The following is a 19,960-nucleotide window of genomic DNA, read 5'->3' on the forward strand; positions in this document are numbered from 1 at the left end:
TAAGAGTATAGATGACATTACATTAGACGGCATTAATATTGCTATTTTCAATGCTGATTTTTTCATTGACATGCCTCCCCAACCTGCTTCGCATCTGGGCTATTACCAGCTTTACTGGCATCATTAAGCACCATTAAGCATGGCGTAATACGATTCTGCCAATTTTCCTCATTAATTTCACCGATAATATGCTGGCGAATAATGCCATCGCCGCCTACGACAAAGGTTTCAGGCGCACCGGTTAAGCCTAAATCTAAAGCAAACTGACCTGACAAATCTTGAATGGACATCGAGAACGGATCGCCGCGCTGGTTCAAGTAGCTGAGCGCATTGCCAATCTCGTCTTTATAATTAACTCCAACAATATTCACGCCACGCTCTTTTAGCTGCATTAAAAATGGATGCTCAATAATGCAAGTTGGGCACCAAGATCCCCAGATGTTGATTAAAAATGGCTGTTTGGGTAAATTGTCATTATTCATGGTACGAGTCGTGTCTGACAATAAAGGCAGTTCAAAAGCAGGTACGGGACGCTCAAGTGCCGTATTTGTCACAATCTCTACCGGCTTACCAAGGCGCATATATAATATAATCATCAACCCAATAAAGATGATGAGCGGAATTAAAAACCATACTTTAAGTTGTTTTTTATTCATGGTTTTGGTGCTTTTCTTTACAGTAGTATCAGACTCTTTCATCTTATTTGTCCCCCACGATGTTCAGGGTAGGCTCATTGTTAGGCTTTAGTAGCGTAGTAGCTGGCACTTTTTTAATACGGTAGCGCTTATCAAACATACTGATTAAACCGCCCAACGCCATAATAATCGTACCTAACCAAATCCAACGTATCAGTGGTTTGACATAAATCCGTACCGCCCACTGATTGCTGCCTTCACCAATTGGTTCGCCAAGGGCCACGTAGACGTCACGCATAAGACTGGCGTCAATTGCTGCTTCAGTGATTGGCATACCACTAATTACATAGGTACGTTTTTCAGGATATAAGGTCGTCACTGCTCGACCATCTTTCATAACTGCTACTTGCGCTTGCATACCATCAAAGTTACTGCCTTTAACTTCATGGAAGTCTTTGACTTCAAAATCATAACCTTGCACATTAACCGTATCGCCAAGTCCAAGCGCCACATCACGCTCGATACTTAAACTACTGGTAAATGCTACGCCAATCACCGCAATAACCACCCCAATATGGGCAGTTTGCTGACCCCAGTAGCTCAGGCGTAATTGACGCAAGCCACTAAATAAATTGGGTGCATTTTTAGTTTTGTCTTTAAAATCGACAAGCATCCATAACAATACCCAAAAGCTAACAGCTAAAGTCACACCAATATTTAGCATCGATGATGGATGAACAAAATACGTAATAATTGCCGCTAAAACTAGGCTACTGACCGCAATGACCATACCCACGCCCAACAACGGGCGCTTATCTTGCTTCCATCGAATATTAGACCCCATGCCCATGGCAATTAATAACAACCACGTTAAAGGAACAAACAGTGCATTGAAATAAGGGGGACCTACAGATACCTGACCTAAACTAAAGGCATCAGCGATAATAGGATATAGCGTACCAAGTAGTACCACGAGTGTGGCAATCAAAATGATTGTATTGTTAATGACTAAAAATGACTCACGCGATATCAGCTGATATTGGCTTTCAACCGTCAAGCGCCAACCACGTACGGCAAACATCAATAAGCCGCCACCCACAATAATGCCTAAAATTATTAAGATGACCAAACCACGAGTTGGATCAGCAGCGAATGAGTGTACTGAAGTAATTACTCCAGAACGTACTAAAAAAGTACCTAACAAGCTTAAGGCAAAACCGAATATCGCCAGCATTATGGTCCATGCTTTAAATACCCCACGCTTTTCAGTCACCGCTAAAGAATGCAGCAACGCCAAACCTGCGAGCCATGGTAATAATGACGCATTTTCTACCGGATCCCAGAACCACCAGCCGCCCCAGCCAAGCTCATAATACGCCCACCACGAACCAAGCCCGATACCAATGGTCAAAAAACCCCAAGCAGCAAGCGTCCATGGACGTGACCAGCGTGCCCATGCCGCATCTAAGCGACCTGCCCATAAGGCTGCCATACAAAACGCAAATGGCACAACCATACCCACATAGCCCATATACAGCATTGGTGGGTGAATAATCAAACCAAAATCCTGCAATACAGGATTTAAATCGGCGCCATCAACAGGCAAGTTAGGTAGCGTACGATCAAACGGCGATGAGGTGAAAATTAACATTGCTAGCATCATTAACTGCACGCCTGCTAGAATAATCAATACCCGCGCACGCATCGACAGCGGCAGACCACGGCTAAAGTACGATACCAGCGCACACCAGGTGGCCATAATCGTCATCCATAGCAACAGTGACCCTTCATGCCCGCCCCATGTTGCCGATAGCTTGTAATACCAAGGCAACAACGTATTAGAATGCTGCGCGACGTAAACCAAACTAAAATCATTATAATAAAATCCGGCCATCAACGCGCCGAATGAGACAATCATTGCGGCAAACTGTGCCCACGCTAAGCTTGGTGCCAAGCGCTGTAATGCGACTTGGTCACGCATCACGCCAAAGGTTGGTAATACCACTTGCAAAATCGCCAACATAAAGGCGGCAAGCAAGGCAAAATAGCCCAATTCTGTGATTAACATACGGTCTAACCTTGTTTACCTTAATACGGTTTCAGTTGCGGATAGGACAGCTTTTTAATATTAAAAGCGCCTAGTATTTGTATGGCTGCTGGTGTTATAGATATCAATCTTAGAAAAAATAAATATGCTAAATCATTTAATTTACTTACGTTACAAAGGTGTACATTACCGATATTTTATTGCAGCGGTGTATCTGTGCTGTATGCACTTTGCATATGTATTTTAAATAAAAACCTACTCAGAAAACACCCTACTGCATGGCTGGAAAAAACACCAATATAAGATGTAACCAACCTGCCAAAAATCCAGTTAAGCCACCCAATACAATCAGTGTCATCTCATCTTCTTGAAACGCAGGACGCAATAAGTTTTGAAATTCATTAGGTGATAACGCACGAATACGATCCCGAAACAGCCCAAATATTTTACTGGCGCGGCTCTCATTCAGCTCAGGGTCACGTAAAGGCACCATCGTTGCCGTGATTGACTTATCAATAATCGTGTTTTTCAATTGCCCAAACTCACGACGACCTAAGCTCATACGCAATGTGGTCTTCACGACTGGCGACTCCAACACTTGATACAGATGCGACTTCATTAACTCGCGCGTCTGTGCTGCCCTTTCACCGTACATCATCTCATTCATGATGTTTTCTAACGTAACTAAATCAGTCACTACTATCTCTGCAAAAACCTCAGACACTTCCTCTTGACGCTTCATAAAACCACCTTGCCAGCGAAAGCGAGTGATATGCGGCAATTGCAACTTTATAAACGGAAAACCAGACACACGGGTAAAAAACTGAATATAGCGGATATAGCGCGGCTCAACCGGATTAAAGACCATCCAAATAGCAATCCAATTGGTCAAAAAACCCCAAATAGCAGCAAAAAATGGCACCGTCCAATGCGCTGGCACTACCAGAAAGATAAACATCTGGATAACACCAAAAATGAGTCCAATCAAAGCACTAATGTGCCATATAAAATCAATCTCTTTTTGTCCCACTTTCAAGAACATATTCACCATCAAACGACGGTCACTTTCCATCTTATTGACAATCATTTGGCGCATATCGACCAACTCTTCGACATGATAAGTTAAATCAGTCACTAGCGCCTGCATCATTTCCGGCAACGCTTCATGCGCTTGCTTATATATTCGCCGTTTCAGTGCATAAGGAATATTACCCCACAGCGTCTCTGAGCGCTCCAGCATAATCTCATCAATCAACGCCTCAAGGTTTTCATCTACCGTATCGGTAATGAAGCTCGCCATCTGTGCAGGTTCCATCGCTTGAAAAAACTCATCGAGCGAACCCAGTTTTGAGAGTGTCTGATCGACAATAACGCCCGATATCTTACCCGCTTTGCGCGGCACGATACCTTGCCAGCCAATACCTGGTAAACCAAAAAAAGGAAAGCCTTTGATGCGAATACCACGAAATTTAATCGGATAAAACAGCATCTTGAGCGCCATCCATACATGTACCCACGTCACAAATGCGGTCACTGGCGGAATGGTCAGCATGGCAAAAAACTCTGGATGCTCAGCAAGCGTCTGCCATATTGAAGTTGCCACCATGACTCTTTTTGCCCCTAACTTAACGAGTATTATTATTTAATATAGAAGCCACCTATAAACGTCAAATGAACGAGGATAGCTGTGGTCAATAAAAACGTCCAATTTTAACATACTTGCTATTTATTAGCACATACTACCCTTCATGATAAAAACACTGTTCAGTATTTTAATGTTTTTCATCTGCACTATGGCTTCTTATCCATACAGTATTAATCGTAATTGATAAACGTGACCATTTTTCTAGGCTGTACTTGTCGCTTTAGCTTGTGTTTTGTTATACCCATGTTCTGCTATAATTATCATCGCATCATTCTTTTAAGGATGTATCCGTTATAATTTCGCTTCTTTTTATCGCACTGACTGCCATTCTCTATACAGCCTGCGCTTTGGTAACAACTTTACATGAATAAACCGATATCTCCCGATACTGATCAGATTGACCGTATTTTTACCCATCGCATTATTATACTTGGGCTGCTTATTTTCGCCGGTCTAGCGGTGTTGATACTGCGCTATAGCTACTTGCAAGTAGTCGCCCATGACAAATATAAAACCCAAGCCAATAATAACCGCACTAAGCTGATATCGTCACCGCCCAGTCGCGGCTATATTTACGACCGTAATGGTATTTTACTGGCGGACAATCAGCCGGTATTTACCGCTATGCTGAATCCCGATGAAGCTGAAGATCCTGAGCGCACTTTAACCTTACTTGCGCCTATTTTTGACTTAACTGATGAAGACATTGTTAATATATTGGCAAGGTTAAAGCAAAGCAAAAAAAATGATCCGGTGACCATTAAAATTGATGTCACCGATGCACAATTGGCACAGTTTAGTGAACGCCAGCCATTTTTTCATGGTGTGACTATAGAAAGTAAACTGACCCGAACCTATCCTTATGATGAGCTGTTCGCCCATGTGATTGGTTATGTCGGGCGCATTAATGATAAAGAAAGTAAAGAGATTGATAAAGAACGTTATGGCGGCACTGATCTTATCGGTAAAATTGGTATTGAAGCCTTTTACGAAGATATTTTATTGGGACAGCCCGGGCATAAAGCGGTAGAAACCGATGCGCACGGAAATCTGTTACGGCAGTTGGATACCAAAGCACCCATCGCTGGTAATGATATTACCTTAAGTTTAGATTACGGCTTACAAATGGTTGCCCAGCAGCAGCTTGCCGGACGTCGTGGCGCAATTGTAGCGATTGATCCACAAACAGGCGACGTATTGGCTTTTGTTAGTAACCCAAGCTATGACCCAAACCCTTTTATCTCTGGTATCTCGTTTAAAGATTATGGCGAGCTGCGTGAAGACCTCGATCAGCCGTTATATAACCGCGCTCTACAAGGTATGTATCCGCCCGGCTCGACTATCAAGCCTTTTGAAGCAATGGGTGGTCTGCACTATGGTTTGCGCACTTGGAATACTACTATTTTTGACCCAGGTTATTTTAGCCTACCGGGCAACTCGCATCGATTCCGTGACTGGAAAAAAGGCGGTCATGGCACGGTTAATATGACCAAATCTATCGTCATGTCCGTGGATACTTATTACTATAAATTAGCATATGAGATGGGCATTCAGCGCTTACATGATTGGATGGTGCGCTTTGGTTTTGGTGAAAAGACAGGTATCGACTTACCTAATGAAAAAGCTGGTATTATGCCCTCGCCTAAATGGAAGAAAGACAGCTATGGTACCGATTGGCTTCCAGGTGAAACTATTTCGGTCAGTATTGGACAAGGGTATTTTCTAGCAACGCCGTTACAGATTGCCAAAGCCACTGCCATTACTGCCAATAAAGGCTATAAAATTACACCACATCTATTAAAGAACAGTAAAGGCGCGGCTCCCGTCAACATTATCAAAAAACCAGATGGCAAACTTGACTATGATGGCGACGATGAGGACTGGACACGAATGCAAGAGACGATGGAAAATGTCGTCAAACAAGGTACGGGGCGACGCATTTATACCTCAGATTATCGTATTGCCGGTAAGACAGGAACGGCACAGGTAAAATCTATTGCTCAAGGTAAAAGTTATAATAAAGCCGCTCTCGATAAGCGCCATTGGGATCATGCTTGGTTTAATGGCTTTGCTCCAGTAGACAATCCACAAATTGCCCTCTCTGTATTGGTAGAAAATGGTGGCGGTGGTAGTGTTGTTGCCGCACCAATTGGTCGCGCGCTGTTTGACTATTGGGTAATGCAGCGACACATTGACCCTATTTTACCGCCTACAGACAGTGAACTAAAAGCAATCAAACGCCAAAAAGCACTAGACAAGGCGCATCATGATGCTCTTCGCGATCAAGAAGATGCTATAGAAAAGAAAGCAATGGAAGAAAAAGCGCTTAAAGAAAAAACAACAACCACGCCAATTCCATCTTAAAAAATTGCCTAAAAATAGTATAAACATTATGAAAAAATTATCAGCTTCATCAAGCAAGAACAGCAAGAAAAATGCAGTTAGCCAGGTGCGTATTATTGGCGGACAACATAAACGTCGCACCGTGAGCTTTATTGACGCTAATGGTTTACGCCCGACGCCCGATCGCCTCCGTGAAACCATTTTTAACTGGTTATTGATGGACATTCATGATGCGCGTGTACTCGACAGCTGCGCTGGTAGCGGCGTACTGGGCTTTGAAGCTTTATCACGTGGCGCGGCACACTGCACTTTTATTGAAGCCAATCGACTCCAAGCTGAGCAGCTTAACCAAAGTGGCGAGCAACTGCGTCTTGAACCTAATAGCTATAAGATTATTTATGGCGCAGCGGAACAGGTTTTAGAGCAAAATGCGAGTATAAACACACCATTTAATATCATCTTTATTGACCCTCCCTATGCCCAAGATCTTTGGCAACCTATTTTGACTGCGCTGATTAGCCGCGCGTTAATCAACGCCGATACGCTTATTTATTTAGAAGCAGATAAAGAATTGACACAGCCACTTGCTGAGCTGGCTGTATTATTACAGGACACGTTATCTGCCCAAGGATTAACAACTTTTGATTGTATTAAACATACTAAAGTTGGGCAAGTTGTTGCTGGACTTTATCGGCTAACCTCGTCATAATTGAGCGGCTATTATTTTTAATAGTCTATAAAAGCCTTTAAGACACAAAAATCACTAAAAAAACCTGCTATACATTATTATTTAATAGTCAGTAGGCGAAAATAAACCCCGATGCAGCTTGCAAGCGTAGGCGCTACTGCTTATAATGTGCAGTCTGTTTTTTGAGAGCCCCGTTCCCAGACAAACTCTCAACGAATTTTAAATTTAAGGTTTTATCATGAAAACACTTAGTGCAAAACCAGCTGAAGTGACCCATGACTGGTTCGTCGTCGATGCTGACGGCAAAACCCTTGGTCGCTTAGCCACTCAAATTGCTAGTCGCTTACGTGGCAAGCATAAGACCAACTATACCCCGCACGTTGACACTGGTGACTTCATTGTCGTCATCAATGCTGAAAAAATCGCAGTAACGGGTAAAAAAGCGCAAGATAAAAAATACTATCGTCACAGTGGCTACCCAGGCGGTATTAAAGAAACCAACTTCACTAAGCTGATTGCACATAAGCCTGAAGATGTTCTACACAAAGCGGTTAAGGGTATGCTTCCTAAAGGTCCTCTTGGCTACGCGATGATCAAGAAGCTAAAACTTTATGCGGGTACCGAACATCCACATGAAGCTCAGCAACCTAAAGAACTAGACATCTAAGGATACACTTATGGAACGCAATTACGGAACTGGTCGTCGTAAGACTTCTACCGCTCGTGTCTTTTTAGCGAAAGGTACTGGTAGCATTGTTGTTAACGGCAAACCACTTGACGAATACTTCAGCCGCGAAACGTCGCGCATGGTTGTTCGTCAGCCTTTAGAATTACTTGATACACCTACTGCTTATGACCTTTACATCACTGTAAAAGGTGGTGGTATTAGTGGTCAAGCTGGCGCAATCCGTCACGGCATCACGCGTGCATTGATTGAGCTTGATGAAACTAACAAACCTGCACTAAAAGCAGCTGGCTTTGTTACTCGTGACTCACGTCAAGTTGAACGTAAGAAATTGGGTCTACGTAAAGCACGTAAACGTCCTCAGTTCTCGAAACGTTAATCAAAACGGTAACTTATTGCCTTATGGCTGTCGTTATTATTTGACACGTTCAGCTATAAGACTAATTAAGTTAATTGTTTTGCAAAACCTTATAAGTGCACTAGTACTTATAAGGTTTTTTTATATCTTGTTACTTGTCACTTACTATCTACAATATAATTTTAATACTAGAAAGCTTTATAGGTAAGCAAGTAGCATTGTAAAATCACCTTGCAAATTTATACAGGCTGCCCCATCATCATAGTAACTCTTTACTATTAGTTATTATCATGAAACCCCCTGAGCAATACGATCCCCGTCCTCATTCTAAGCAAGATATTAAATCTTCACCAATTTCGCCTAATCATCAAGGTACGCATAACCAATCACCTGCGCTACCCGTTGGCACACCTACGATTACAGAAACGCATAAACGAACGGCAGAAGCTGTTAAAAAGCCTTTTCAATGGCACTTTTTGCTGCCTAAATACTGGGGGATTTGGCTTTTATTAGCGATTATTTTGCCATTAATACTGCTACCGTTACATTGGCAATTTTGGTTAGGTCGCCAGCTCGGTATAGGTATTTATAAAATAGTAGGATCAAGAAGACGTGACACGCTTATTAACCTGAGCTTGGCGTTTCCTGAGAAGCCTGAAGCTGAGCGTGAGCTGATGGCAAAGCAAGTGTTTGTTAATCAAGGGATTGGTGTCTTTGAGACCTTATGTGCCTGGTTTCGACCCAATGTCTTTACCCGCACAGTGTCTATTTCTGGATTACAGCATATTATTAATGCACAAAATGACGGTCGCGCAGTTATCTTGTTGGGTGCTCATTATACGATGCTAGACCTAGGCGGTATGTTCTGTACTCAGTTTTTTCCAATGGATGGTATGTATCGTCCGCAGAATAACTCCCTATTAGATTGGTTTATTTATAATGGTCGCACCAGTATCATGGGCAAGCAAATATCCAGTCGCGACATGCGAAGCTTAGTCAGCTCTATTAAAGCTCGGCATGTGATTTGGTATTCGCCCGATCAAGATTACGGTCTGAAACAAGGGGTGATGGCACCATTTTTTGGTGTACCTGCTGCGACCATTACCGCGCCAAGACGACTGGCAAAACTGGGCAGTAAAGAGCACCCACCAGCTATTATGGCTTTGCATACCTATCGGCAAACGCCAGATAGTCTGCCAAAAGGCAAGCGTCCCCATTACCATCTGACCATTACGCCAGCACTGGATAATTACCCTACTTCTGATGAAGTTGCCGATGCCACGCGTATTAACGAACTGTTAGAAGGGTTGATACGCATTGATCCTACCCAGTGGATGTGGTTTCATCGACGTTTTAAAAATGGTTCCCATGGTCGCACAGATACCTATAATTGATAATAATAATGCGCTATAAATGGTTCAATAGTAGCGAAAGGATATCAGCGAAGCTGCAAATTTGCTATACTCTTCAGCGACTATCTCGTACCCCTAACTTGCCTTTTTTATAACCTCTTAATAAAAATACTAATGGATTTTTCATGACAGATATCGTGAGTACCGCCCCTTCAAATCAATCTTCTAAGACTGTAGCCAAGCGTATTTTAACGGGCATTAAACCAACTGGCACCTTGCATTTGGGTAATTACGTTGGCGCTATTCGTCCGGCTATCGAATCTATTCACAACAGTACGGATGAAGCATTTTTCTTTTTAGCGGATTATCACGGTATTATCGGCTGTTATGACCCTACTATTATTCATGAATCTACTAAAGCCATTGCCGCAACTTGGCTTGCCTGTGGTCTTGATCCTGAGCGCGTGACTTTTTACCGTCAATCGGATGTACCAGAAATATCTGAGTTGGCTTGGATTTTAAATTGTTCGTGTGCCAAAGGACTAATGAATCGGGCGCACGCTTATAAAGCAGCGGTCGATATCAATGCAGAGAAAGCTGATGTTGATCCCGATCAAGGTATCACGATGGGGCTATTTGGCTATCCGGTACTTATGGCAGCAGATATTCTGATGTTTAATGCTACCGATGTACCGGTTGGTCGCGATCAAATTCAGCATATTGAAATGGCACGTGATATAGCCGGTACTTTTAATCATAAATATAAATCCCTTTTCACTCTACCTTCAGCCTTAGTTGATGATAATATCCCGTTATTAACTGGTCTTGATGGACGTAAGATGAGTAAAAGCTATAACAATACTATCCCCTTATTTGGTGAATTAAATCCACAAGTCAGCGCTGAAAAACAGATGCATAAAGCCATCATGAAAATTGTGACCAACTCACAGTTGCCTGCTGAGCCAAAAAATCCTGATGACTCGGCTATTTTTGAGATTTATAAAGCTTTTGCAACTCCTAACGAAATCGCTGATATGCGTGCGCAATTCGCTGCTGGTATTGGTTGGGGTGATGCTAAGCAAGCGCTTTTTGAAAAAATAAATACTGAGATTGCCCCATTCCGCGAGCGTTATCAAGAATTAATGGCAAATCCAAAAGAGTTGGAAGAGATATTGCAAATGGGTGCAGAAAAAGCACGACGTCATAGTCGTAAACAGTTGGATAAAGCACGACGGGCTATTGGTATCCGCCCACTGGCTAAATTAAAATAGATTATTTTTTATAATAATAATAGACTGTCGCCATGCAACGTGAACGACCAACTGAGTTTAGGGCTGACGATACGCTTGATATAGCATTACGTATTTATCAGACGCCAGTACAGCAATTGCCGGAGGATTTATATATCCCTCCGCAAGCTTTTGCCATTTGGCTTGAGCAGTTTGCCGGACCCTTAGATTTCTTACTCTATTTGGTTAAAAAGAACAATGTCGATTTGACTCAAATGCAAATATTGCCCATCACTGAGCAGTATTTGGCATATATTAGCGAGCTCGATACGGCGCATTTTGAATTGGCGGGTGACTATTTACTCATGGCGTCTACCTTAATTGCCATTAAAACTGAGCTATTACTGCCTACATCGCAAATGTCAGCGGACGAACGTGACCCAAAAGCCGAGCTGATCGAACGTCTTACTGATTACGCCCAAATTAAGACAGCCAGCCAGCGCTTGGACAATCTAGTACGTCTTGAGCGCGACGTATTTTTAGCAATGGTGAGTTTGCCCAGTACGGATGTCATGGCTGCGGAGCTTCCCAATTACTCGCCGGAGCTTCTGATTAACAGCTTAGTAAATATGCAGCTGCAGACAGATTATCATATGCATACGATTAAGGTAGATATTGTGCCTTTGTCAGAGCGTATTGCCAGCATCAGTCGCCAGCTAAGCAATAGAGGGGCGCGTTCGTTTTACCAGCTCCTTGATAAATCGCAAGGGAAAGTTGGCGTAGTGGTTAGTTTTGTTGCGGTGCTTGAATTGCTTAAGCGCCAATTAATAGCGGTGGTCAATACTGATACACCACATGATTCGCTTGAACAGTTAACCTTAGAATGGTTAGCTTAATCCGTGTTAGAGCTATAGTCTATTTAGAATATTAGGATAAAAGCATCATAGTTATATAAGAGCAAATTGTAATGGCAAACGTAGGTAATACTGAAGAATACCGACTATCTATTGAAAAGATAAGTAAACATATCGAAGTACTACTGCATGCATCAGAATCCCCACTTACGGCAAACATGCTAAAAAAACAGCTCTTACTATCTAATCAAGAGTTGGAACTTGCATTAGAGGCACTAAAAATTCGCTTAACAGAGAGCGTCCTTAGCCTTCATGAAACTGCAAGTGGCTACCGTCTTCAAATCGCCGATCATTATAGCCCTTTGATTCAACGCATTTTTCCCCAACGACAAGAGCGTTTAAGCCAAGCGTTATTAGAAACCTTAAGTGTGATCGCTTATAAGCAACCAGTAACTCGTAGTGATATTGAATATATACGTGGCGTAACATTATCAAGCAACATTTTGCGCCAACTGTTTGATAAAGGCTGGATTGTGGAAAAAGGTTATAAAGAGACTTTAGGGCGTCCAGCACTTTTGCACACTACTACGCAATTTCTAGATGCGTTTGGATTAAGTCACTTAAATGAGTTACCGCCATTACCAGAATTATCGAAAATCAGAGCAACTTCTTAGTTGGCTTATAAACAAACACGATTTGCCAAAAACTTAGCGAATCCTGTTTGTTTAACAACCTAATTAACTATAAACTCACAAGAATAAATTACCGATATTTTAACTCAAGTCCTATTGCAGCGCCAACTTCAGTCGATTCTACTTTTGAATCTACTGCCCATAACCTGGTAGTCATCAATGCTTGAGGTTTAAGCTTGTGCGACCAAGCTACATCAACAGCTTTTAAAGTATCCGTTGATGGAAAATTTTGATTGGTTTTTTTATCAGATTGATTTACTTTTGCGTACTGTAGTTTTGTCGTCAGAAAATCTTTTTCATTTAGCCAAACCTTGCTACCAACTGCGATGCTTTCAGCATCGCCGCCTAGCCCATAACCTAAAGGATATCCTTGCTGATAATAACCATCTTTATAAGTACTATGGTTATATGAGATACCTCTTACCTCGCCACCCGTACGCGTATCAGTATATTCAGCGTAGAGCTGGTAAGGCTTATCATAAATGCTAGAAGCGTAATCGGCACCAAGCAAATACATATTTTTAGATGGTAGCCCACCTGCCTCGTCTTCGCCTATATACTGGGCATAAATACTACCTGGCACATTAATTAAAGGCGCGAGACTCACCCGCGCATCAAAACCTGCCAGTTGATTAGCAGGGTCTCCGTCTTCTTCACCTGGGATTTGATTATCTCTATTATCTCTCGTTCCAGTTAATGCATCGAAGAATGAGCTAAAGCTTTGCGATCTACCTTCACCGCCCCACATAAAGGTACGTGATGCGCCTACTTCTAACCACGGTAATGGTGCAGCAGTTGCTCGTATACCAAATAACTTGGTTTCAGGCACAGCTTTATAATCATCAAGCTGACCACCAAATAATTGATATTGCCAAGGTCCTACCCAAGAAAGATATTTTGATGTTGGGGCTTTTTGCTCATCGCGTTGCATAGTGACGCCAACAACCGGACGACTTGCATCTCCTCGAATCAAGCTACCATCGTTTCCAGGTCCCCACCATGTAGGAATCTGACCAGCTATTAGCCATTGGTTGGCAGCAGTGCCGGCAATATATGACCCTTCAAAGCTGACGTCAGAATCATCTATCAAATCATCATGCTTCACATTAGCTTGTAAATTAGCTTCCCACTGCTGATCTGTATACCCCACTGTTGCAGTAATTTGTTGTCTCGCCATCTGATTATCTGCAAAAGTCTGAGGCAGCTGCTGGCGATCAGTTTGCGCATATAATCCAAGAGCAGCGTCAATACCAGTTTTAGTAGTCGCATCAACCGTGGTTTTGACCGATTGTAATACTTGTTGCTGAGCAGTCGTTGACACATCAGCAGTTGCAAGTCCACGTCCAATTTCACTAGCAGTTAGTGGCCATGTACTGGTACTAATTTGAGTAACCCCTTGAGCATTTAACCAATCAATTTCTGACTTCAGCTTCAGATCATTCATATAAAGGTTCTGCGCAGCTGCTGCCATCGATACTGACGATAGTATGCCAATACAAGATAAGCAAATTAGCAAATTACCTTTTTTTGATTGATACATGATTACTCACTTACTCTAAGGGGCGAATGGATAAATAATGACTCACTTTAAACATAAATTATTCATTACGCAAGGAAATATCTTTACGCCTTACTTCCAATATCACTTTCTAACTTAGAAAATACTGAGTTTATCGCTTCAACAGTCTGTTCAATTTCAAGTTCAGTTAAAGTAGGATGAACTAAAAACATCAAACTCGTTTCTCCCAGTTGCTTAGCTACAGGCAGCCTTTGCTCTGGACGCATTCCTGTATTATCAAAAGCTTTTTCTAAATATACTTCAGATGCAGAGCCCGAATAGCAAGGTACGTCTAATTTATTAATTTCATTAATGATACGGTCACGTGACCAATCCTCCGGCAAGTTATTAGTCTGTACGTAAACATATAGTTTGTAATAAGCATGCTGACAACCTTCATACTGAGGAACTTCCTCTGGTTTTGGAACGTATAGATAATCTTTAGCTGCCCATTGATCACAAGCATCTAGGATCATTTGTGCATTTTCGGTGCGTCGCATTGTCCATTCATCCATACGTTTAAGCTGAATGCGCCCGATTATTCCTTGCATTTCAAGCATACGCCAGTTGGTACCGAAGCTCTCATGTAACCAACGATAGCCCGGTGGATGATCAGTTTCATATACTGCTGCATAACTTTTACCATGATCTTTATATGCCCACATTTTGCGCCATAGCTGCTCATCATTGGTAGTAACCATACCGCCTTCACCACCCGTAGTCATAATCTTATCCTGACAAAAGCTCCAAGTGCCAATATGACCAATACTACCCACACTGCGCCCTTTATATTTAGCACCATGCGCTTGTGCACAGTCTTCAATAACATATAAGCCATGCTCATCTGCCAGAGCCATCATTGCATCCATATCGCACGGCCAACCTGCTAAATGTACACAGATAATTGCTTTAGTCTTATCAGTTAAGACTGCTCTGATCGTATCCGCTGTGATGTTGCCAGTCGTTTCATCAACATCTGCAAAGATAGGAGTAGCTCCTGCATTTATTATGCAGGAGATACTAGCAATAAAGGTACGTGGCGTAACCACAACTTCATCACCTGCGCCTACTCCAAGTGCTTGCAATGCCACATCTAACGATAAAGTACCGTTACCAATAGCAATCGCGTAATTGCTTCCTGTCCAATCGGCAAACTCCGTCTCAAATTGGCGACATTCTTGTCCTGTCCAGTAATTCACTTTATTCGATAATAAAACTTTGCTGACGGCATCAGCTTCTTGTTGAGTAAAACTTGGCCATGGTGAAAATTTAGTATTTAGCATGGTTACCTCGATAAGTATAAATGACTATTAGTAATGATAAATGACCAATAAATAGAGGCGCATCTATCATTTACATTCTGGTGATTGTACTAGCAGAATTATCTGCCGCCATTTTTGCAAGCGATATATCTTTATTAACTTCATCACTTATACCAATAACAAAGATTTACTCAGAGTCGCTCTATTTAGAAGTAGCGTCTGTACTGGTATAGGCAGGGCCGCTGAATACTCATCTAAACAAGTATTTCCACACAATATATTACTGATAGAAATGGTCCAATTGTCACTTCCTATTTCATGAATTACTCAACAATAATAGGCTCTAGACCAAAAATAAAACATAGATTGCACTAGACTTTAAAAACCTTATTTATATTTTTTCAATTTCATGGTTAGTCTTTATGTGTCACTAGCCTTTAAAATGACTCATAGTCGCTTCACCATCTTCACTAATACCCTCCTTAATAAAGACTTTTTTAACCGTTTTAAGTAGAATTTTAATATCTAGTAGTAACGAATGATTGTCCACATACCATGTATCAAGCTTAAACCTTTCTTCCCAAGCCACACTGTTACGCCCATTAACCTGTGCATATCCAGTAATGCCAGGGCGCATCAAATGGCGCCGTTTTTGTTCTTCACTATATAGCGGTAAATATTCCATTAATAATGGGCGCGGACCTACTAGACTCATGTCTCCTTTAATCACGTTCCATAGGCCTGGCAATTCATCAAGGCTAGTATTACGTAACGCCTTGCCAAAATCAGTCAAACGCTCACTATCTGGCAACGGATTTCCATCATTATCTACTGCATCTTTCATTGAACGAAATTTGATCATCTCAAATGGTACACCATGCAAACCGGGACGTGTCTGCCGGAATAACACTGGTGAACCAAGATTTTCTTTTACCTTATAAGCGGTAACTATATACACCGGTGCCAATACCACTAAAGCGGCACTTGCAGCAGTAATATCAAAGAAACGTTTCAGCATTTATACACCTAAAATATTTAGTAAGCGTTGGTTAACTTTATTAACGTCAAATTTTTCTTGAGCGATTTTATAACTCTCATAACCCATCTTTTCAATTTGCTCAGGATTTTCTATAAAATGTATCATTTTGTCGGCTAAAGCCTGTGGCTTCCATTTACCTACTAGGAACCCATTAATACCGTCAACTACTGTCTCACGGCATCCTGGGACATCAGTAGTAATAATGGGTCGACCAATTGCCATTGCTTCCTGAGTACTACGTGGAACCCCTTCACGATAGGATGGAAGTACAAAGACATGGCTATCACCAAGCCATTGTTGAACATTGTCGACCTGTCCTGGATAATTTATAATATCTGATGATATCAAATCATCTAATTCTGACTGTTGTAAACCTCCTAAACTAGCAGGATCCGTGGTTCCCAGAATTGTAAATACGGTTTTAGGGTACTTTTCTTTAACTATCTTAGCTGCTGATATAAAGTCATGAATGCCTTTTTCTTTGATTAAACGTCCAATAAATAAAAATTTAATCGGTAAATGAATATCTTTTATAGATTGATACGAATAGTTATTTAAGTTGAGACCGATACCACCTAATATTTCTACATTTTTCACTTTAATTGAGTGTGCATCTAACAGATCTTTTGGATCATCAGGATTTAAAAATATTAGCGTGTTTAATTGAGGTAATGAAATCGTATATAACATAACCTGAATTTTTTTTATAAGCTGAGTCTTTTTACTTAAACCTTTAGGCTGCTCTGTAAATGCATATCCAAGACCCTCTAACATGCCTATTACTTTGGGTACCTTAGCTAATTTAGCCGCTAACGTTCCAAAGATTACTGGTTTTGCAAAGTAAGACAAAACCATATCTGGTGCTAATATTTTTATTTGTCTTGATAACCGATACATCATCTTTATATCGGTCAATGGATTCAGACCACCTCGACTTAATGTATATGACACAGGAACGGCTCCCAATTCTTTTATCTTTTCAAGCTCTTTTTCATCATAAGAAGAGGTAAAAGCATATACCTTATAACCTTGTTTCAAAAGCTCACTAATGAGATCAGCACGAAAAAATAAAAAACTATCTGCGATAGTGCCAATAATGACGATTTTTTTATTATTTTTCATAAATTTCTAACCACTTTTCTACCGAAGATTCTAGAGAAAAAAGCTGCTCAGCTCTTACTCTCGCTTTTTTATTGTTATCCACTCTATCTTCTATATTTAGAGAAATGACTTCTTTTAAAGCATTAGCAAGTGCTTGACTGTCTTGGATAGAGACAAGCTTTCCCGTATCACCTAAAATCTCGGCTGTACCGCCACAATCAGTTGCGACTACGTAACATTCACACGCCATGGCTTCAATAACTACCGTTGGCAATCCTTCAAACTTAGAAGACAAGACGAAAACATCAGACTGACTCAAAAGTTGCGGAATATCTGTACGATGCCCTAGTAGCTCGATACTATCGTTTAAATTCAGTTCTTGAATCAGTTGTTCAATTTGAGGTCTAAGCTCACCTTCGCCCACAATGGTTAACTTCGTTTTCTGATAGGTATTTTTTATTAGCAATGCATAAGCGTGAATTAAGTTAGGATAATCTTTAGGATCATAAAACCTACCTACTGCAATAATATTTAAAACATCTTCATCAGCTTTTGTTCTATCGGTAGATTTTTTATATCTTTGAATATCAATACCGTTATATAGGGTTATTAGATTATTTTCAGTAAACGCACGTTTTGCGACAAAGATATCTTTTGCTTCTTGACTAACATGAGTATTAGTATCTGATAAGAAATTAGTCATCTTATAAGCTAACATTCTTATGGCTCCACCTTCATTAGAGCTATGAGCGGTACAGACTATTTTTGGAACACGACAGACCATACGGTTCAAGCGAATAAATAAATTTGCATGAACCATGTGAGCATGTACAACGTCAGGACGAAAAGCTTTTATTAACTTCCTATATTTTTTTGATGCTGCTGCAAAATCAAGTGTTGAATTTAAATTTAATGCTAAAATCTCTATTTCGGGCTTTGTTGGTCTTGCGAATATTTCACCAGTTAAATAAGCAATCTTAACTTCATGGCCCAGATCTATCATCTTATCCGCTAAGTCGCAGACAACTTTTTCGGCCCCACCTCGACCAAGCCCAGTAGTCACATATAAAATCTTCAATATTTTTTCCTTATTACTAATTTGAGTGAAAAATAAAGTGCCGTATATAGAAAAATTAGAAAAATCAGATAAGAGATACTAGCTCTATTTATATTAAAAACTGAGATGATAAAGCAAAAAAACAAACCTCTAAAATAAGTATTAGTGCCATTTAAAGCTGATATTTTATAAAGCAATTTTCCCCAAACAAAGTTATAAAATAAGAAAATAGCGGTGACCCCAAAAGAAAAGGCATAGAAATCTCCTAATAGCGTCCAACCCCACCCCATATTGTCATAGTAAACAGAAGGTGCTAATTTATGAGTCAAACTGGTTGAAAACGATAAATCATATGGTTCTACGTTAAAAATTGATTGATATATAACTTGTATGCCAGGAAAAATAGTTTTCAAATAAGCTACTACAGGATAGCTAACTTCCATGGTTCCAATGCTGAATACCATCATTGAAATACCTTGACCATAGAAAATTTCTAATACGATACTTTCATACAAGCTATTACCAGTATCGTTAATCCTTGCTCCAGTTAATGAAGATACGTAGTTAGTTACAGAAATTATAAAAATGGCAGAGATTATGACAGCAAACTTTTTTAAACCAAACTTTCCTCTTCCTAAAAATATCCATAATAAAATTACTATCGCAGTAATAAAACCTGCCCTTGCCCCAGTTAAAACACTCATTAACTGACTAAAAATATACATAGAAACTAGGACATAGAAAATGTACGGCTTAATTTTATTATTAACACTATAAGCTATCGCAACAGTGGCTAAAAAAATAGTACCAATTAATAGTGTGACTGGTGTTTGGTACTCTTCAGCTGAGCCTTGACCTTCATACAAAACTCCATACCCGCCTTTTATAGCATCTACAACCGATCCAAACTGGTAATAAATTGATAGAAGTCCTAAGAATACAGATGCAATTAAAATTATTGTCAATGCACTTTTATTAATAAACTCTTCTTTTTGCTTAATTACGATACCTTCTTCTTTAGATCTAAAGATAAATCCTAGAACAAAGAAAACTAAAGAAGAGTTCAAAAGAAAATTTAATTTCATTTTTTCGTTCGTATTTAAACAATAAGTATAACCAAATTCAAAACAATATATATCTTCTGCGCCAAACAAGTTAGCCACAAACCTTCCACCAATAAATAAAGTAAATCCCATCAAATAAACTAAAGAAAGCTTTAATACATAATCTTCTGGAGAGTTTTTCAATAGAACGTAAAAACTTATTATTATATTTAAAACTATAGATATAGAAAATAAAATATCATAATTATAAAAATTATAAAACAATAGAGTAAATGTGCTATTTATAAGCATAAATAAGATAAATATAATATTTTTAGAATTCATTTTCTATTTTTCTACCCTAGTGTTTAA

17 protein-coding genes are annotated in these 19,960 nt (G+C 40.3%); 8 read left to right on the plus strand and 9 right to left on the minus strand.

The window, feature by feature from the left end; all coding sequences use genetic code 11:
* Window positions 1-62 precede the first annotated feature (62 nt).
* From H2245_RS07695 to H2245_RS07705, 3 genes are all read right to left on the minus strand, one after another.
* Window positions 63-698, minus strand: a complete 636-nt coding sequence (locus H2245_RS07695) for a DsbE family thiol:disulfide interchange protein (protein ID WP_259365136.1) — start codon at window positions 696-698, stop codon at window positions 63-65.
* Between the two features lies 1 nt (window position 699).
* Entirely contained in the window at window positions 700-2,703 is a 2,004-nt protein-coding gene (locus tag H2245_RS07700) for a heme lyase CcmF/NrfE family subunit (protein WP_182406796.1), read from the minus strand.
* A 250-nt stretch (window positions 2,704-2,953) separates the two neighbouring features.
* Window positions 2,954-4,288 (minus strand): hypothetical protein, encoded by a 1,335-nt coding sequence (locus tag H2245_RS07705; protein WP_182406797.1) that lies wholly within the window; start codon window positions 4,286-4,288, stop codon window positions 2,954-2,956.
* Between the two features lie 402 nt (window positions 4,289-4,690).
* Between H2245_RS07705 and mrdA the strand changes: the two genes are divergently transcribed.
* The 8 genes from mrdA (at window position 4,691) to scpB (ending at window position 12,510) form a co-directional block, all read left to right on the plus strand.
* Window positions 4,691-6,691, plus strand: coding sequence for a penicillin-binding protein 2 (gene mrdA, locus H2245_RS07710; protein WP_182406798.1), 2,001 nt, complete (start codon window positions 4,691-4,693; stop codon window positions 6,689-6,691).
* 28 nt (window positions 6,692-6,719) lie between these two features.
* A complete protein-coding gene (gene rsmD / locus H2245_RS07715; RefSeq protein ID WP_182406799.1) occupies window positions 6,720-7,379 on the plus strand; it encodes a 16S rRNA (guanine(966)-N(2))-methyltransferase RsmD in 660 nt (219 codons plus the stop codon).
* Between the two features lie 217 nt (window positions 7,380-7,596).
* Complete coding sequence (gene rplM, locus H2245_RS07720) at window positions 7,597-8,025, plus strand: 50S ribosomal protein L13 (RefSeq protein WP_182406800.1); 429 nt, start codon at window positions 7,597-7,599, stop codon at window positions 8,023-8,025.
* Window positions 8,026-8,035: 10 nt separating this feature from the next.
* Entirely contained in the window at window positions 8,036-8,422 is a 387-nt protein-coding gene (gene rpsI, locus H2245_RS07725; RefSeq protein WP_182406801.1) for a 30S ribosomal protein S9, read from the plus strand.
* A 269-nt stretch (window positions 8,423-8,691) separates the two neighbouring features.
* Complete coding sequence (locus H2245_RS07730; RefSeq protein WP_182406802.1) at window positions 8,692-9,795, plus strand: lysophospholipid acyltransferase family protein; 1,104 nt, start codon at window positions 8,692-8,694, stop codon at window positions 9,793-9,795.
* 143 nt (window positions 9,796-9,938) lie between these two features.
* On the plus strand, window positions 9,939-11,024 hold the full coding sequence (trpS, locus tag H2245_RS07735) for a tryptophan--tRNA ligase (protein ID WP_182406803.1): 1,086 nt from the start codon (window positions 9,939-9,941) through the stop codon (window positions 11,022-11,024).
* Between the two features lie 32 nt (window positions 11,025-11,056).
* Window positions 11,057-11,878, plus strand: coding sequence for a ScpA family protein (locus H2245_RS07740; RefSeq protein WP_182406804.1), 822 nt, complete (start codon window positions 11,057-11,059; stop codon window positions 11,876-11,878).
* A gap of 71 nt (window positions 11,879-11,949) precedes the next feature.
* Complete coding sequence (scpB, locus tag H2245_RS07745) at window positions 11,950-12,510, plus strand: SMC-Scp complex subunit ScpB (protein WP_182406805.1); 561 nt, start codon at window positions 11,950-11,952, stop codon at window positions 12,508-12,510.
* Between the two features lie 88 nt (window positions 12,511-12,598).
* Here scpB and H2245_RS07750 read toward each other — a convergent pair whose 3' ends face one another.
* The 6 genes from H2245_RS07750 to wzy form a co-directional block, all read right to left on the minus strand.
* Window positions 12,599-14,068 carry a capsule assembly Wzi family protein gene (locus tag H2245_RS07750; RefSeq protein ID WP_182406806.1) on the minus strand — a complete coding sequence of 490 codons (1,470 nt, stop codon included), beginning with the start codon at window positions 14,066-14,068 and terminating at the stop codon, window positions 12,599-12,601.
* Between the two features lie 83 nt (window positions 14,069-14,151).
* Window positions 14,152-15,369 (minus strand): DegT/DnrJ/EryC1/StrS aminotransferase family protein, encoded by a 1,218-nt coding sequence (locus tag H2245_RS07755; protein ID WP_182406807.1) that lies wholly within the window; start codon window positions 15,367-15,369, stop codon window positions 14,152-14,154.
* A gap of 409 nt (window positions 15,370-15,778) precedes the next feature.
* Window positions 15,779-16,366: a sugar transferase gene (locus tag H2245_RS07760; protein WP_182406808.1), complete on the minus strand. Its 588-nt coding sequence runs from the start codon at window positions 16,364-16,366 to the stop codon at window positions 15,779-15,781.
* Window positions 16,367-17,509, minus strand: coding sequence for a glycosyltransferase family 4 protein (locus tag H2245_RS07765; RefSeq protein WP_182406809.1), 1,143 nt, complete (start codon window positions 17,507-17,509; stop codon window positions 16,367-16,369).
* Window positions 17,499-18,566 carry a glycosyltransferase gene (locus H2245_RS07770; RefSeq protein WP_182406810.1) on the minus strand — a complete coding sequence of 356 codons (1,068 nt, stop codon included), beginning with the start codon at window positions 18,564-18,566 and terminating at the stop codon, window positions 17,499-17,501. Before H2245_RS07770 ends, H2245_RS07765 begins: the two co-directional genes overlap by 11 nt.
* A complete protein-coding gene (gene wzy, locus H2245_RS07775; RefSeq protein WP_182406811.1) occupies window positions 18,563-19,933 on the minus strand; it encodes an O-antigen polysaccharide polymerase Wzy in 1,371 nt (456 codons plus the stop codon). The genes H2245_RS07770 and wzy overlap by 4 nt, the downstream gene beginning before the upstream one ends.
* Window positions 19,934-19,960: the final 27 nt, after the last annotated feature.

Source organism: Psychrobacter sp. GP33 (genome assembly GCF_014119005.1).
Lineage (GTDB): Bacteria > Pseudomonadota > Gammaproteobacteria > Pseudomonadales > Moraxellaceae > Psychrobacter.

Excerpts from the sequence above, each read along its gene's own strand:
- H2245_RS07700 (WP_182406796.1), bottom strand. The coding sequence starts at position 2,703 with ATGTTAATCACAGAATTGGGCTATTTTGCCTTGCTTGCCGCCTTTATG.
- H2245_RS07765 (WP_182406809.1), bottom strand. The coding sequence starts at position 17,509 with ATGAAAAATAATAAAAAAATCGTCATTATTGGCACTATCGCAGATAGT.
- wzy (WP_182406811.1), bottom strand. The coding sequence starts at position 19,933 with ATGAATTCTAAAAATATTATATTTATCTTATTTATGCTTATAAATAGC.
- rplM (WP_182406800.1), top strand. The coding sequence starts at position 7,597 with ATGAAAACACTTAGTGCAAAACCAGCTGAAGTGACCCATGACTGGTTC.
- H2245_RS07730 (WP_182406802.1), top strand. The coding sequence starts at position 8,692 with ATGAAACCCCCTGAGCAATACGATCCCCGTCCTCATTCTAAGCAAGAT.
- H2245_RS07760 (WP_182406808.1), bottom strand. The coding sequence starts at position 16,366 with ATGCTGAAACGTTTCTTTGATATTACTGCTGCAAGTGCCGCTTTAGTG.
- trpS (WP_182406803.1), top strand. The coding sequence starts at position 9,939 with ATGACAGATATCGTGAGTACCGCCCCTTCAAATCAATCTTCTAAGACT.
- H2245_RS07705 (WP_182406797.1), bottom strand. The coding sequence starts at position 4,288 with ATGGTGGCAACTTCAATATGGCAGACGCTTGCTGAGCATCCAGAGTTT.
- H2245_RS07695 (WP_259365136.1), bottom strand. The coding sequence starts at position 698 with ATGAAAGAGTCTGATACTACTGTAAAGAAAAGCACCAAAACCATGAAT.
- rpsI (WP_182406801.1), top strand. The coding sequence starts at position 8,036 with ATGGAACGCAATTACGGAACTGGTCGTCGTAAGACTTCTACCGCTCGT.
- H2245_RS07740 (WP_182406804.1), top strand. The coding sequence starts at position 11,057 with ATGCAACGTGAACGACCAACTGAGTTTAGGGCTGACGATACGCTTGAT.
- H2245_RS07750 (WP_182406806.1), bottom strand. The coding sequence starts at position 14,068 with ATGTATCAATCAAAAAAAGGTAATTTGCTAATTTGCTTATCTTGTATT.
- rsmD (WP_182406799.1), top strand. The coding sequence starts at position 6,720 with ATGAAAAAATTATCAGCTTCATCAAGCAAGAACAGCAAGAAAAATGCA.
- H2245_RS07755 (WP_182406807.1), bottom strand. The coding sequence starts at position 15,369 with ATGCTAAATACTAAATTTTCACCATGGCCAAGTTTTACTCAACAAGAA.
- scpB (WP_182406805.1), top strand. The coding sequence starts at position 11,950 with ATGGCAAACGTAGGTAATACTGAAGAATACCGACTATCTATTGAAAAG.
- mrdA (WP_182406798.1), top strand. The coding sequence starts at position 4,691 with ATGAATAAACCGATATCTCCCGATACTGATCAGATTGACCGTATTTTT.